General features: G+C 68.6%; 14 protein-coding genes and 1 riboswitch. Of the genes, 6 read left to right on the forward strand and 8 right to left on the reverse strand.

Going from position 1 to position 14180, the window contains the following annotated elements:
* Together A5732_RS11620 and A5732_RS11625 are read left to right on the forward strand one after the other, a co-directional pair.
* Window positions 1-807 (forward strand): HNH endonuclease signature motif containing protein (locus A5732_RS11620; RefSeq protein WP_142256592.1); only part of this gene is annotated, 807 nt, incomplete at its 5' end.
* Window positions 808-926: 119 nt separating this feature from the next.
* Window positions 927-2372 carry a peptidase gene (locus A5732_RS11625; RefSeq protein ID WP_076102274.1) on the forward strand — a complete coding sequence of 482 codons (1446 nt, stop codon included), beginning with the start codon at window positions 927-929 and terminating at the stop codon, window positions 2370-2372.
* Between the two features lie 16 nt (window positions 2373-2388).
* Here the strand turns inward: A5732_RS11625 and A5732_RS11630 are convergent, their stop codons facing one another.
* The 5 genes from A5732_RS11630 to thiC form a co-directional block, all read right to left on the reverse strand.
* Window positions 2389-3264, reverse strand: coding sequence for an LLM class F420-dependent oxidoreductase (locus A5732_RS11630; protein ID WP_076102275.1), 876 nt, complete (start codon window positions 3262-3264; stop codon window positions 2389-2391).
* A gap of 16 nt (window positions 3265-3280) precedes the next feature.
* A complete protein-coding gene (locus A5732_RS11635; protein WP_076102276.1) occupies window positions 3281-3715 on the reverse strand; it encodes a MarR family winged helix-turn-helix transcriptional regulator in 435 nt (144 codons plus the stop codon).
* Window positions 3716-3761: 46 nt separating this feature from the next.
* Window positions 3762-4385, reverse strand: coding sequence for an alpha/beta hydrolase family protein (locus tag A5732_RS11640; RefSeq protein ID WP_076102277.1), 624 nt, complete (start codon window positions 4383-4385; stop codon window positions 3762-3764).
* Complete coding sequence (gene thiD / locus A5732_RS11645; RefSeq protein ID WP_076053383.1) at window positions 4382-5218, reverse strand: bifunctional hydroxymethylpyrimidine kinase/phosphomethylpyrimidine kinase; 837 nt, start codon at window positions 5216-5218, stop codon at window positions 4382-4384. Before thiD ends, A5732_RS11640 begins: the two co-directional genes overlap by 4 nt.
* Window positions 5215-6867 (reverse strand): phosphomethylpyrimidine synthase ThiC, encoded by a 1653-nt coding sequence (gene thiC, locus A5732_RS11650; RefSeq protein WP_076102278.1) that lies wholly within the window; start codon window positions 6865-6867, stop codon window positions 5215-5217. Before thiC ends, thiD begins: the two co-directional genes overlap by 4 nt.
* Window positions 6859-6969, reverse strand: a riboswitch (TPP riboswitch). Its footprint overlaps the gene before it by 9 nt.
* Before the next feature lie 155 nt (window positions 6970-7124).
* Here thiC and A5732_RS11655 point away from each other — a divergent pair.
* The 3 genes from A5732_RS11655 (at window position 7125) to A5732_RS11665 (ending at window position 12136) form a co-directional block, all read left to right on the forward strand.
* Complete coding sequence (locus A5732_RS11655) at window positions 7125-7784, forward strand: PAS and ANTAR domain-containing protein (protein ID WP_142254582.1); 660 nt, start codon at window positions 7125-7127, stop codon at window positions 7782-7784.
* Between the two features lie 129 nt (window positions 7785-7913).
* Window positions 7914-8273 carry an STAS domain-containing protein gene (locus tag A5732_RS11660; protein WP_076102280.1) on the forward strand — a complete coding sequence of 120 codons (360 nt, stop codon included), beginning with the start codon at window positions 7914-7916 and terminating at the stop codon, window positions 8271-8273.
* Entirely contained in the window at window positions 8273-12136 is a 3864-nt protein-coding gene (locus A5732_RS11665; protein WP_076102281.1) for a SpoIIE family protein phosphatase, read from the forward strand. Before A5732_RS11660 ends, A5732_RS11665 begins: the two co-directional genes overlap by 1 nt.
* A 4-nt stretch (window positions 12137-12140) precedes the next feature.
* Here the strand turns inward: A5732_RS11665 and A5732_RS11670 are convergent, their stop codons facing one another.
* Window positions 12141-12416 carry a hypothetical protein gene (locus A5732_RS11670; RefSeq protein ID WP_139334679.1) on the reverse strand — a complete coding sequence of 92 codons (276 nt, stop codon included), beginning with the start codon at window positions 12414-12416 and terminating at the stop codon, window positions 12141-12143.
* Window positions 12417-12488: 72 nt separating this feature from the next.
* Here A5732_RS11670 and A5732_RS11675 point away from each other — a divergent pair, with 72 nt between their 5' ends.
* Window positions 12489-12740, forward strand: coding sequence for an Rv1535 domain-containing protein (locus tag A5732_RS11675; protein WP_076053427.1), 252 nt, complete (start codon window positions 12489-12491; stop codon window positions 12738-12740).
* Between the two features lie 34 nt (window positions 12741-12774).
* Here the strand turns inward: A5732_RS11675 and A5732_RS11680 are convergent, their stop codons facing one another.
* Together A5732_RS11680 and A5732_RS11685 are read right to left on the reverse strand one after the other, a co-directional pair.
* Window positions 12775-13221: a hypothetical protein gene (locus tag A5732_RS11680; RefSeq protein ID WP_076102282.1), complete on the reverse strand. Its 447-nt coding sequence runs from the start codon at window positions 13219-13221 to the stop codon at window positions 12775-12777.
* Between the two features lie 120 nt (window positions 13222-13341).
* A complete protein-coding gene (locus A5732_RS11685) occupies window positions 13342-14148 on the reverse strand; it encodes an exodeoxyribonuclease III (RefSeq protein ID WP_171975012.1) in 807 nt (268 codons plus the stop codon).
* Between the last annotated feature and the right edge of the window lie 32 nt (window positions 14149-14180).

A 14180-nucleotide genomic window follows, 5' to 3' on the forward strand; every position in this document is an offset into this window, starting at 1 on the left:
GCCGATCCGCGCACCGTCACACAGCGGCGCGCGGATGCGTTGGGGGCGTTGGCCGCCGGGGGCGAGCGGCTGGTGTGCGGCTGCGGGCGTGCCGAGTGCGCCGCGGCGGCGCCGGCGCCCAGGGGCAACGTGGTGATCCACGTGATCGCTGAGCAGGCCACCGTGGAGGGCAAGGCGTCGACGCCGGCGGTGTCGCCCGGCATCGAGGGCCTCATTCCGGCTAAGGTGGTCGCCGAGTTGGCCACCTCGGCGCGGCTGGTGCCACTGCGGCCCCCGGCCGGCGCCGAGGACCGCTACACCCCGTCGGCCAAACTGGCTGACTTCGTGCGCTGCCGGGATCTGACCTGTCGAGCCCCCGGCTGTGACCGTCCGGCCACCGACTGCGATCTCGACCATACGATCCCCTACGCCGACGGCGGCCCGACGCACGCCTCGAACCTCAAGGCGCTATGCCGCCTGCATCATTTGATGAAGACGTTCTGGGGCTGGCGCGACCGGCAGCTACCTGACGGCACGATCATCTGGACGCTGCCCGACCAGCGGACGTACGTCACCACCCCGGGCAGCGCACTGCTGTTTCCCCAGCTGTGCGCCCCCACTGGCGACGTCCGGGTGACCGCGGCGCGACCCTTGGATTACTGCGCCGACCGCACCGCGATGATGCCCCGGCGCACGCACACCCGCGCCCAAAACCGGGCTCACCGCGTCGCCGCCGAACGGCGGCACAATCGCCGAACTCGGTTAGCCGTCCACGTGGGCGAAACAGGTCCGCCGGCCGAAGGTGACGGCGATCCACCGCCTTTCTAGTACCTTGCCGCACGGTGCATGTTTGCTGGGTCCCTCGATTCCTGCTGCCCGGTAGGGTCATTGCCTCTAGACTGAGTTCCCTTGATGCTGCCCTGTAGCCGGTCGGGATGAGGTTGGTCATGAATAGCGCTGCGCTCAGGTCGGCAATCGTGTGGGCAGCGGCAGTACTCGTGGTGGCCGGTTGCACGACGTTCGTCGACGGGCGCGCGCTGTCGATGCTCAACGACCCGTTTCTGGTCGGGGGACTGCCCGCGACCAACGGGCCCAGCGGAATCCGTTCGAACGCGCCCCGTCGCACCGGCAAGGTGCTCAACACCGACAACGGGCCGATCGACAACCTGGCGCTGTTGTCGATCAACGACATCGAGGACTACTGGCAGTCGGTGTACGACCAATCGCTGACGGGCAAGTTCGTTCCGGTCAGCAAGGTGGTGTCCTACGACTCCAGCGATCCGCGCAGCCCGATCGTGTGCCACAACGAGACCTACAAGCTCGTCAACGCCTTCTACACCGGCAAGTGCAACCTGATCGCCTGGGACCGCGGGGTATTCATGCCGATCGCGCAGAAGTACTTCGGTGACATGTCCGTCACCGGTGTGCTGGCACACGAATTCGGGCACGCGCTGCAGCAGATGGCGAAGCTGGTGACCCGACGGGACGCGACCATCGTCCGCGAGCAGCAGGCCGACTGCTTCGCGGGCGTCTATCTGTACTGGGTCGCCGACGGCAAGTCGCCGCGCTTCACGCTGAGCACCGCCGACGGGCTCGACCACGTGCTGGCGGGGATCATCACCACCCGAGACCCGGTGATGGACAGCGAGACCGAAAACGACGACGCGCACGGGTCGGCCCTGGACCGCATCAGCGCGTTCCAGATGGGTTTCCTGAACGGCGCCTCGGCCTGTGCGGCGATCAACCGCCACGAAATCGAGCAGCGCCGCGGCGATCTGCCAAATGCCTTGCGGGTCGACAACTCCGGGTCAACGGAGACCGGTGAGGTGACGATCAACCAGGACACCATGTCGAATCTGATGGAGCTGCTCGGAAAGATCTTCGCCCCGACCAGCCCGCCGGCCCTGTCCTACCAACCCGCCGATTGCCCGGACGCCAAGGCCACCCCGCCGGCGTCCTACTGTCCGGCCACCAACACCATCGTGATCGACCTGCCCGGGCTCGCCGCCATGGGCACGGTCGCCGACGAAAAGCAACAGACCCTGCCGCAAGGCGACGACACCGCGCTGTCCGTCGTGATGTCGAGATATGCACTGGCGGTGCAGCACGAGCACGGCCTGCCGATGCAGAGCCCGTGGACCGCGCTGCGGACCGCATGCCTGACCGGGGCGGCGCATCGCAAGATGGCCGAGCCGATCGACCTGCCCTCGCACAACCAATTGCTCTTGACCGCAGGTGATCTCGACGAGGCGGTCGCCGGCCTGCTCACCAACCATCTGGTGGCCAGTGACGCGGACGGCACCAGCGTGCCGGCCGGCTTCACCCGGATCGCGGCGTTCCGCGGTGGCGTGACCGGGAACGCGGACGCCTGTTACTCCCGCTATCCCGGATAACGAAACGCATACGGCATCAGCCTATTTCGGCGAGCCGCGGAATGATCTCGTCGCCCAGGCGGCGGACGAAGCCGACCGGATCCGGATTGCCAGGCATCGGGCCGATATTGATCATGTCGACACCCAGCGCGGCGTAGCGTTCGACGGTCTTCAAGAATTCGTCGGTGTCGTCGAACGGGTCGGCGCCGGCCAGGCCGCCGGACGTCTTGCGGACCTCACCCGGGTCCCTGCCCACCGCCTCGCAGTGCCGGTTCAGCACCTCGATCTTGTGCTCGAGCTCCCCGACGTCGTTCGACATGCTGTTCCAGATGTCGGCGTACTGCGCGACCAGGCGCAGCGTCTTCTTCTCACCGTCGCCGCCGATCAGGATCGGGGGCCGCCGAATCGGTTGCGGCTCACAGATCGTCTCGTTCAGCCGGTAATGCGCGCCGGTGTAGGGCCCGTCGTCCGCACTCCACATCTGCCGACAGATCTGCAGCGTCTCTTCCAGCATTTCGAAGCGGGTGCTCAGCGGCGGATACGGAATGCCAAGGGCGGTGTGCTCGCGTTCGTACCAGGCCGCACCCAAACCCAACATCGACCGGCCCTGCGACAGCACGTCCAGGGTGGTGACCGCCTTGGCCAACAAACCGGGATAGCGATAGGTGACGCCGGTGACCAGCAGGGCCAGATCGATCGTGGTCGTCTGCGCGGCCAGGAAGCCCAGCGATGTGTAGCCCTCGAGGAACGGATTCTCCGCGGGCGCAAGCTGTTCCATCTGGAAAAGGTGGTCGGCAAGGGTGAACAGCGTGGCGCCGCCCTGCTCGGCGGCCTTGGCCGCGTCGGCCAGCGTCGGGCCCAGCGTGGCGGGGTCTCCGGGTAGAAAGTCGATGAAGTGCAGTCCTACTTCCATTGTGGCACCTGTACTTTCATTGTTCGGTCAAGCGCTCGAGCAGGGACAGCGCATCGACGATGATGCGCCGCTCGGGCTCGGTGTAGCGCTCCTGGATGGTGCGGGCCAGCCATTCCTCGCGCGCACGGCGGTCGCTTTCGGCCCGCCTCTTGCCCGCCGGGGTCAGCGAGACCACTTGGCGTCGACCGTCATTCGGGTCCGGTGCGCGCGCGACGAGCCCACGTTGGCCCAGGGCGGCCAAGATGGTGGCCATCGACTGGGGGCGGACCTTTTCCGCGCCGGCCAAAGCGCTGGCCGACGACGGGCCGTCTTTCCACAGCCGGGTGAGCACCGCCGTCTGCGACGGTGTCAGACCGTCGACCGCGATGTCCTTCAGCCGGCGCCGTAGCCGGCTGAACACCACCCGGATATCGCGTGCCGCCGCTACGGCGGAGTCGCTGACACCATCCACGACACCAGCCTAAATTAGACAGCCGAAACTGTCCAGTTCTAACTGTCTAATCGCGTCCGAGGAGCTGTAGGGCCGCATCGACAGCCAACGCCGGCACGTTCAGCGTCTTGGATCGCAGATCGTGGCGGGCGCTGGCGATCTCGACGACGGCGGTCGTTCCGGTGATCAACGCGGCGGCCGCACGCAGTTCGTCGGGCGTGCCGAACGGATCCGAGGTGCCGTGCGTGAACACCGTCGGCACCGTGATGTCGGGCAGGTGCTCGGTGCGGGCGCGTTCGGGTTTGCCCGGGGGGTGCACCGGATAGGAGAACAGCGTCAGCACGTCCACCGCCGCCTCCCCGGCCGCAACCACCATGGACGTCTGCCGCCCGCCATAGGAATGTCCACCGGCGACCAGCGGACCGTCGGCCAGGCCGCGACACAACGTGATGGCCTCGACGATGCCCGCCCGGTCGGTGGCGGCCGAACCGGAGGGCGGGCCGGCGGGGCGGCGACGGCGGTAGGGCAGGTTGTAGCGCACCGCAAGCCAGCCGCGCTGTGCCCATTCGTCGCAAAGCTCTTGCAGCAGACCGGAATCCCGGTTGCCCCCGGCGCCGTGGGTCAAGACCACCACGCCTTTGGGTGCGCCGTCGGGTTGGTGCGCGATGCCCGCGATCTGATCGAGGTTCATGCGCCCGCCGACAGCCGGAACAGTGGGGAGACGGGGCCGTGGCCGTGGCCCAGCGGGTACGCGGCACGCAGACATTCGGTGACCCATCGCTTGCCGAACTCGACGGCATCGGGCACGGTGAAGCCGTGCGCCAGCGCACACGCCACGGCGCTGGCGAGCGTGTCGCCACCGCCGTGGTCGTTGCCGGTCGCGATCCGCTCGGCGTCGAACTCGTGGAAATCGGCGCCGTCGTAGAGCAGATCGCAGCTGCGATCCGATGACCGCAGGTGACCGCCCTTGACCAGAACCCACTGCGGGCCCAGCGCATGCAGCGCCTTGGCGGCCGCCCGCTGCGTCGCCGGGTCCACCACATCGATGTCGACCAGCAGCCGCACCTCGTCCAGGTTCGGTGTCACCAGCGTCGCCAACGGAAACAGCTGGTCGCGAAGCGAATCCAGGGCGGCCGGCGCCATCAGCGCATCGCCGTGCATGGATGCGGCCACCGGGTCGACGACGAGCGGAACCGTCAGCCCGAGCCGGCGCCAGGTGGTGGCCACGGTGTCGATGATGCGCGGCGACGCCAGCATCCCGGTCTTGGCGGACTGGATGCCGATGTCGCCGACCACGGCTTCGATCTGGCCGGCGACGACATCACCGGGCACTTCGTGAAAACCCTGCACGCCCAACGTGTTCTGCACGGTCACCGCGGTGATCGCGACGCATGCGTGCACGCCCAGCAGCGCCATCGTGCGCATGTCGGCTTCGATGCCCGCGCCGCCCCCGGAGTCGGATCCGGCAATGGACAGCACACGCCGCGGCGTCGTGCCCGGCGCAGGCAGCGGCAGGAATGTCACTGGGCCAGCGGTAGATACACCCGGTTGCCGTGCTCGGCGAATTCGCGCGACTTCTCCGCCATGCCCTCGGACATGGCCGCCTCAATCGCTTCCTCGCTGTCCAGGCCGTGTTTGGCGGCGTAGTCGCGGACATCCTGGGTGATACGCATCGAGCAGAACTTCGGGCCGCACATCGAGCAGAAGTGCGCGGTCTTGGCGGGTTCGGCCGGCAGCGTCTCGTCGTGGTACTCGCGCGCGGTGTCCGGGTCGAGCGACAGCGCGAACTGGTCGTTCCACCGGAACTCGAACCGCGCCGTCGACAGCGCGTTGTCCCGCTCCTGCGCGTGCGGGTGCCCCTTGGCCAGATCGCCTGCGTGCGCGGCGATCTTGTAGGCGATCACCCCGTCCTTGACGTCCTTGCGGTCCGGCAGCCCCAGGTGTTCCTTGGGGGTCACGTAGCAGAGCATCGCGGTGCCGGCCTGGGCGATGATGGCCGCGCCGATCGCCGACGTGATGTGGTCGTAGGCCGGTGCGATGTCGGTGGCCAGCGGGCCCAGCGTGTAGAACGGGGCCTCCTCGCACCACTCCTCTTCGAGCCGCACGTTCTCGACGATCTTGTGCATCGGGACGTGTCCCGGCCCTTCGATCATCACCTGCACGCCATGGGATTTCGCGATCTTGGTGAGTTCGCCCAGGGTGCGTAGCTCGGCGAATTGCGCGGCGTCGTTGGCATCCGCGATCGAGCCCGGCCGCAGCCCGTCGCCGAGGGAGAAGGTGACGTCGTAGCGGGCGAAGATCTCGCAAAGCTCGTCGAAGTTGGTGTAGAGGAACGACTCCCGGTGATGCGCCAGGCACCAGGCCGCCATGATCGAGCCGCCGCGGGACACGATGCCGGTGACCCGCTTGGCGGTCAGCGGCACATAGCGCAGCAGCACGCCGGCGTGCACGGTCATGTAGTCCACGCCCTGCTCGCACTGCTCGATCACGGTGTCGCGGTAGAGCTCCCAGGTGAGCTCGGTCGGGTCGCCCTTGGTCTTTTCCAGCGCCTGATAGATCGGCACGGTGCCGACCGGCACCGGCGAGTTGCGCAGGATCCACTCGCGGGTTTCGTGGATGTTCTTGCCGGTGGACAGGTCCATGATGGTGTCGGCGCCCCACCGGGTGGCCCACACCATCTTGTCGACCTCCTCGGCGATCGAGGACGTCACCGCCGAATTGCCGATGTTTGCGTTCACCTTGGTCGCAAATGCCTTGCCGATGATCATCGGCTCGATCTCGGGGTGGTTGTGGTTGGCCGGGATCACCGCGCGGCCCCGCGCGACCTCGTCGCGCACCAGCTCGGCGGGCATGCCCTCGCGGGCGGCGATGAAGGCCATCTGGGCGGTGATCTCGCCGGCGCGGGCGCGCTGCAGCTGGGTGCCGCGATCGCGGACCACGCCGGGCCGCGCCGGCAGCCCGGCACTCAGATCGATCGTCGCGTCCGGATCGGTGTAGGGCCCCGAGGTGTCGTACAGGTCGAAGTCGTCACCGGTGGACAGGTGCACGCGCCGCAGCGGCACCCGCAGGGTCACGCCGTCCGGACCCTCGATCTCGCGGTAGGCCTTACTGCTGCCCCAGATCGGGCCGGTGGTCACCGACGCGTCGACAGTTCCGGAAAGGACATCAGTCATTTTTCATCTCCCTACGCCGGCATTACCCGGTCAGGTTCGTACGGTCGACGGCCCCGAGCCGTCCTCTCAGCGCACTCGGCGTGCGCTCCCGCGTCATATGGATGGGTCCGCACGCGACGTTACCCCCACCCCGGACCAAGGGACATGGTTGACAGCCTTTTCCGCCGGGGCAGTAGCCGAGGGCATTCCCGTAGTGGAAAAATGCAAACGTGCAAGAGCGCAGGCGGACAGGGGAATCGTCATCCGATGGGGGCGGCGTGCGATTCTCCGAGCCGATCGAGCCGGCCCCCGGATATCTGAACATCGGCGCGTTCCGCTTCTGGTTCGTGGGGCAACGCTGGGAATGGTCCGACGAGGTCGCCAGGATGCACGGCTACGAGCCAGGGGAGGTCGTGCCGACGACCAAACTGCTGATGTCGCACAAGCATCCCGACGACCGCGCGCATGTGCAGGAGCTGCTCGACCACGCCCTGCAGTCCGAGGAGTCGTTCTCGAGCCGGCACCGGTTCATCGACACCGCGGGCGCGGTGCACGACGCGATAGTCGTCGCCGACCGCATGCTGGACGAGTCGGGCGCCGTGCTGGGCACCGAGGGTTACTACATCGACCTCACCAACACGTTCGACGAGACCCGCCGAGAGGTGCTCGACGAGGCGCTGCCGGACCTGTTCGAGAGCCGCGCGGCCATCGAACAGGCCAAGGGCGTGCTGATGTACGTGTACCGGGTCAGCGCCGAGCAGGCGTTTCGCGTGCTGCAGTGGCGGTCGCAGGAGACCAACGTGAAATTGCGTGCGCTGGCCAAGCAGCTGCTCACCGAAGTGGCCACCCTGCCGTCGCCGGCTGCCGCCCTGCAGAGTCAGTTCGACCATTTGCTGCTGACCGTGCACGAGAGGATTCCGCCCGAGCACACCGGGTAACCAGCGAATCGATAAACGAGCAGTTCGGGTACGGGTTAGTCTCGGGTATCTGCGATGCGCGACCGCGCATCCCCGCCGCGTCATCGGGCTTAGCGGCTGCAGATCCCAACGTAGGCTGCGGCGAAAGGCATGAAGTTGTTGGCGGTCGAACACGAGGCCCACGACGACGTAGTGATCGTGAGCGTCAAAGGCGATGTCGACTCCAGTACCGTCGGTGAGCTGGCCGCTCACCTGACCACCGCGCTCGGGCTGGCCTCGACGCAGCCGGTGCGCCCGGTGGTGATCGACTTGCTGGCGGTTGATTTCTTCGGAAGCGCGGCGTTGAACGCGGTGCTCGACTGTCACGAGGATGCGACAGCCGGCGGGACCGCGGTCCGACTGGTCGCCGACCACGACCAGGTGCTGCGGCCGATCCAGGTCACCGAGCTCGATCGGATCTTCGAGATCTATCCGACGCTGTCGGCTGCATTGCAACGAAGACGCCAGTGATGGACTCGCGACTGCCGGCCGACCTGGCCGCTGCTGTTTCCCTGGGCGGCGAGATGGGCCGGCGGTTCGCCGAATTCGACTGGGACGCTCACCCCCTGGGACCGCCGCGGGACTGGCCGGGCGAGATGCGGGCGGCCGTCGCCACGACGTTGGCCTCGCGGTTCCCGCTGGTGCTGTGGCTGGACACCGCGGACCTGTTCGTGGTGTACAACGACGCCTACATCGAGATCCTCGGCGACAAGCCCGACTCGTTTGCCCAGCCCGGGCGCGTCGTGTGGTGGGACATCTGGGATTCGATCGGCCCGATGCTGGCCGGCGTCATCGCGACCGGCGAGGCGACCTGGTCGCGAGACCTGATGTTGCCGATGGTGACCGCCGGGCGGCGCGTCGAGCGGTTCTTCACCTTCACCTACAGCCCGCTGATGGGCGCCGACGGCAAGCCTTTCGGCATCTTCTGTCCCTCCTACGAGACCACCGATCGGGTGCTGAGCGAGCGCCGCCTGCACCTGCTCAACACGGTCGCCTCCGCGATAGTCGGGAGCCGCAGCCTCGACGACGCGGTCGGTGTCGCGGTCGGGGTATGCGCATCGCAGCCCGCCGACCTGTCGTTCATCGCCGTCTACGCCGACGTTGGGACGGGCGACATCACGCTGCGCGGCGCGACGCCGTCGGTGCGGGCGCTGCTGCCGGGCGAATTGGCGCAGCTGACCGAGTGGGATGCGGCGCGTTCCCGTGCCGAGGTCAAGGTCATCGACGACGTAGCGGCCGCGATCCCCGGCATCGACGACGTCCTGGGTGCCGACTGTCCGCAGGAGGCTCTGGTGCTGCCGCTCGGGGAGGCCTCGACCACGGGAGCGCTGGTGATCGGCGCCAGCCCGCGGCGCCCCCTGGACACGCAGTTTCAGGGTTTCTGCCAGCTGCTGGCCGACCAGTTGACGTCGACGTTCGCGTCGATCGTCTCCTACGAGCAGCAACGGCATCGCGCCGATGCGCTGGCCGAACTGGACCGGGCGAAGACCGCGTTCTTGACCAACGTCAGCCACGAGTTCCGCACCCCGCTGACCCTGCTGCTCGGACCGCTGGACGACGCACTGTCCGACGCGGCGCCGGAAAGCGTTCTCGCGGAGCGGCTTACCACCGCGGGACGCAACGCGCGCCGTCTGCAGCGCCTGGTGGACTCGCTGCTCGACTTCTCCCGCATCGAGGCCGGCCGGGCCAACGCGAACCTGATGCGCACCGACGTCGGCGCGCTCACCGCGCAGATCGCGTCGTCGTTCGCCGAGCTGTGCCACCGGGCGGGGCTCGAGCTGGAGCTGGACTGCGCGCCGGCCCTGGCCGATGTCGATCCCGGCATGTGGGAGACCATCGTCCTCAATCTGCTGTCCAATGCGGTCAAATACACACTGCGGGGCACGATCTCGGTGCGGGTGCGAGCCGAGTCCGGGGAGTGCGTAATCGCCGTGCGCGACACCGGGGTCGGAATCGGCGCCGAGGACCAGAAGCTGCTGTTCGAGCGCTTCTACCGGGCCGACAACGTTCGTGGCCGTAGCGTCGAAGGCACCGGGATCGGGCTGTCTTTGGTCCGGGGGCTGGTCGAACTGCAGCGCGGCACGGTGGCGATCGACAGCGAATTGGACCGCGGGACGACCGTCACCATCCGGGTGCCGCGATCGGTCTCGGGCGCGGTCGTCGAGCCGTCGCGCGCCGGGCTGGATGAGACCAATCCGTATGTCGCCGAGGCCAGTCAGTGGGTGATGACGGCCGCCGAACCGGTTGCCGCCGCGCCCGGCACGACCCGCCAGCTGGTGCTGATCGCCGACGACAACGCCGACATGCGGGCACACCTGGACCGGGTGCTGTCGGCGCGATGGGAGACGGTTCTGGTTGGCGACGGCGAGGCGGCGCTGGCCGCGACGCGGAAGCTGCGCCCCGACGCGATCGTCACCGACGTGATGATGCCCGGGCTCGACGGCTTCGGATTCGTCGCCGCCGTGCGCGCCGACCCGGAATTGGCGGCGACGCCGATCGTGATGCTGTCCGCCCGGGCCGGCGCGGACGCCGTCGACGAGGGCTACGCCGGCGGGGCCGACGACTACCTGCCCAAGCCGTTCCGGTCCCAAGAGCTGATCGATCGGTTGGCGTCGAGGTTGGCCGCGGTCGACCGGGAGCGGGACCGGCAGCGCCGCGAGGCGCAGTCGCGCCTGGCCTCCGACCTGGTGCAGCTCGACTCGGCGCTGCAGGGCGCCGGCTCGGTCGGCGAAATCATGGACGCCCTGCTGGGCTCCTCCTTCGGCTCGGGAGACGCCGGTGCGGTCGCGATCGGAGTCATCGACGGCGAGCACTACCTGCGGTTCGAATACGCCGGCGATCTGCCCGCGGAGTTCCGCGACCGCTACCACGTCGTCGCACTCGAAGCCCCGCTGATCGGTGCCGATGTCGCGCGCACCGGTGAGTCGATGATCGTCGCCGACACGTTCGAGCTGCCGCCGCGCTACGAGCACGCCGTGCAGGACAGCGCGGCGAGCATCCGGGCCTGCGTGGCTCACCCGCTGCGGGACGGCTCCGGCCGCATCGTGGGTGTGCTGGCGCTGTTGTGGCCGGCGCCGCGCCACTTCGACGCCGCAGAACTCGACGCCTTCGCCCGGATGGCCGAGCTGACGTCGGCAGCCCTGGAGCGGGTACGGCTGATGGCCCGCGAACACGAAATCGCGATCGACTTTCAGGAGCACCTGCTCGACCTGGATCGCGGCTCGACCGCCGCGGTCGTGTCGGCCGTCTACCAGCCGGCGGGGGAGGCGATGCGGGTGGGCGGCGACTGGTACTCGGTCACCCCGCTGGACCACCCCGGCCGGATCGCGATATCGGTCGGCGACGTGGTCGGCCACGGCCTGGCCGCGGCGATCGTGATGAGCAGGCTGCGCGCCGCGGTCGCCGCCTCCGCGCTCACCGCGGGCGAGCCGGACGCGGTGCTGGGCGCACTGGACCGATACGCCGCCAGCGTCGACGGCGCGCGCTGCGCGACGGTGGCGTACGCGCAGATCGACACCGAAGCCCGCGACGGCGTCGCCACCGTCAGCTACAGCTGCGCCGGGCACCCGTACCCGCTGCTGGTGCTGCCCGACGGGCGGGCGGTCTATCTGGAGTCCGGGCGGCGCGCCCCGGTGTCGGTGATGGGAAACGGCGCGCACCACACGGCGGGCGAACCGCCCGGCGACACCGCGACGGCCGAGCTGCCGGCCGGCGGGCTGATCCTGCTCTACACCGACGGACTCATCGAACGGTCCGGCGAGTCGCTCGACGACGGATTCGATCGCCTGCGGGCGGTCGCGGCGCAGTGCGCCGGGCTGCCGGTGGAGCAGATCTGCGCGGAGTTGCTGGCCCGGATGGCCCCGCCGTCCGGCTACCGCGACGACGTCGTGGTGCTCGCGCTACGGCCCAGCCACCTAGCCGCGGGCAGCTTCGCCACCGTGGTGCCGGCGGCACCCGCGCAGATTCCCGTCGCGCGCGAACAGCTGCGGGACTGGCTGAACACCATCGTCGTCGCGCCGTGCCGGGAAACGGACATCCTGTTGGCGACCGGTGAAGCCGTCACCAATGCGATCGAACACGGCAGCCGCAACGAGCCACGCCAGACGGTATCCATCGAGGCCTTCCTGCATTTGGACGCCATCGTGATCACCGTCAGCGACACCGGCCAGTGGGTCGGCGATTCGTCGGCCAGCCTGCGCAGCCGCCGCCGCGGACGCGGGCTCAGGCTGATGAGCGCATTGGCCGACGACGTGGAAACGCTGCGTACCCCGGCCGGCACTCGGGTCAGCCTGCGCTTCGAGCACGCGGTCGCGGGGAGTCCGGCGGCGAACTGACCGGCTAGGCGTCCTGCATCGCCTCGCCGAGCTCCTCGAGCACCTTGTTGTGGTGGTTGCTTGCCAGGAAGTGCCCGGCGGCGATGACCAGGGCCACCGGCCAGTCGATGAGTTCGAGAGCCGCCAGGGCCGCCAGGCCGCCGAAGTAGGCCAGCTGCTCTGGCCTGGGGATTTCCACCTGACCGACCGCCGGCAGGTTAACCACAAATGTCTCGCCCTCGCGGACCTTCTCCACCGCCTCGCGCTGGGTCGTGCCGCGCCGCGACTTCTTTTCCGCCATCATTTGCCTTTCGGTAACGAAGGGTTTCCCGTCTCGCTGGGTCGCGCGTCCACCGTCGGACTTATGTCGACGATGACCGACACCGGGGGCGATCCGCTAGTTTCGTCGGTTGCTTCGGTGCTGAAGGTGCCGCTAGTCGAACTCTATGCGCTCTTGTGGCGCGTGGGGGTTGTCGAGATTCGGCACAGCGATCGGGCGCCTCGTCGCGGCGCGAACGCACGCCCCCGGGTGGTTCGGGGGCCGATCTGCCCGAACCCGTCCGCGCACGCCAAAGATCGTCGCGTGGTGCGCTGGCCGTTGCCGCACGCGGCTTCGGCGGTGTAGATCGAAGCGATCGGCTGATCAATAGCCGGTTCGCCTAATTGGTGCTGCGCAGCCCCGTGGAGCCCGCCCGGCGTCCGGCCGTTTTCTTGGCCGTCGACTTGCTGGGGGCTTTCGCCGGCGTCGACTTCCGCGGCGCCGACTCCGCCGGCACCGCTTTGAGGTTCGCCTTGACCGCGCGGGGCTCGGCCTCCTCCTTGCGGCTCAGCTTCTGCAACAGCAGGACGCTGCCGCCGACCGCCAGCAGCAGCGGCCACTCCACCAATCCGGCGACGCCCAGCGCGCCGAAGGCCAGCGCGGCCGCGGGCGCCGAGTGGCTACCGCTGTTCATCCCGCGCTTGACGCCCTCCGCGGCGCCGGTGACGCCGCCGATGACTCCGTTGACCGCCGCGCCACCCACGGCACCGGCGGCCGCGGTCGTCGCGGTCGCCGCGCGGTTCACCGCCTGACTCACGCCTCGGACTGCTCCGCCGATGACACTCATGATGACTCCCTGCTCTTGCTACTGATTTTTAAAGCCTGCCACCAAGCCATCGCGCAGACAACGAGAAGCCGCACCGAATTTGCCCGAGCTTAATGTGGCGCCGTGGCGTGATGGGCGTGGCTAGTCGCGCCTCACATCGATGAGCACGGGAGCGTGATCGCTGGCCGCCTTGCCCTTGCGTTCTTCGCGGACGATCTGCGCGTCGGTCACCCGGCTCGCCAAAGCCGGTGAGCCCAGGATGAAATCGATGCGCATGCCCTGTCGCTTCGGGAACCGCAGCCGGGTGTAGTCCCAATAGGTGTAGACCCCGGGACCTGGCGCGAAAGGGCGCACCACGTCGGCGAATTGCGCCTCGACGATGGCCTGGAACGCGCGGCGCTCCGGCTCCGAGACATGCGTGGCGCCGGCAAAGAACTCCATGCTCCAGACGTCGTCGTCTTGCGGGGCGATGTTCCAGTCGCCGGCCAGTGCGATCGCGGCGTTGGGATCGTCGCTTAACCAGCCGTGCGCCGAATCACGCAGTGCCGCAAGCCATTCGAGCTTATACGTGTAGTGTGGGTCGCCCAGGGCGCGGCCGTTGGGAACGTAAAGGCTCCACATCCGGACACCACCGCACGTGGCGGCCAGGGCGCGGGCCTCCGCGGCGGCGGCGACTTCGGGCTTGCTGCTCCAGCTGGGCTGGCCGTCGAATCCGATCTGCACATCGTCGAGGCCGACGCGCGACGCGATCGCCACGCCGTTCCACTGATTGAAACCGACGTGGGCCACCTCGTAGCCGAGTTCGAAGAACGGCAGGGCGGGGAACTGGCTGTCGGAGCATTTGGTCTCCTGCATCGCCAGCACGTCGACCTCGGCGCGGGCCAGCCAGTCGATGACGCGGGGCAGCCGGGAGCGAATCGAGTTGACGTTCCAGGTGGCCAGCCGCAGGCGCGACGGGTCGCCGCCGTCAGTCGTTCCGT

The sequence above is a fragment of the Mycobacterium colombiense genome, from assembly GCF_001953985.1.
Taxonomy (GTDB): Bacteria; Actinomycetota; Actinomycetes; order Mycobacteriales; family Mycobacteriaceae; genus Mycobacterium; species Mycobacterium colombiense_B.

Bases quoted from the DNA above. Each gene is read 5' to 3' on its own strand.
- thiC (WP_076102278.1), bottom strand. From the start codon at position 6,867: ATGACTGATGTCCTTTCCGGAACTGTCGACGCGTCGGTGACCACCGGC.
- A5732_RS11675 (WP_076053427.1), top strand. From the start codon at position 12,489: ATGACCGACACCGGGGGCGATCCGCTAGTTTCGTCGGTTGCTTCGGTG.
- A5732_RS11640 (WP_076102277.1), bottom strand. From the start codon at position 4,385: ATGAACCTCGATCAGATCGCGGGCATCGCGCACCAACCCGACGGCGCA.
- A5732_RS11680 (WP_076102282.1), bottom strand. From the start codon at position 13,221: ATGAGTGTCATCGGCGGAGCAGTCCGAGGCGTGAGTCAGGCGGTGAAC.
- A5732_RS11665 (WP_076102281.1), top strand. From the start codon at position 8,273: ATGGACTCGCGACTGCCGGCCGACCTGGCCGCTGCTGTTTCCCTGGGC.
- A5732_RS11630 (WP_076102275.1), bottom strand. From the start codon at position 3,264: ATGGAAGTAGGACTGCACTTCATCGACTTTCTACCCGGAGACCCCGCC.
- A5732_RS11670 (WP_139334679.1), bottom strand. From the start codon at position 12,416: ATGGCGGAAAAGAAGTCGCGGCGCGGCACGACCCAGCGCGAGGCGGTG.
- A5732_RS11625 (WP_076102274.1), top strand. From the start codon at position 927: ATGAATAGCGCTGCGCTCAGGTCGGCAATCGTGTGGGCAGCGGCAGTA.
- A5732_RS11660 (WP_076102280.1), top strand. From the start codon at position 7,914: ATGAAGTTGTTGGCGGTCGAACACGAGGCCCACGACGACGTAGTGATC.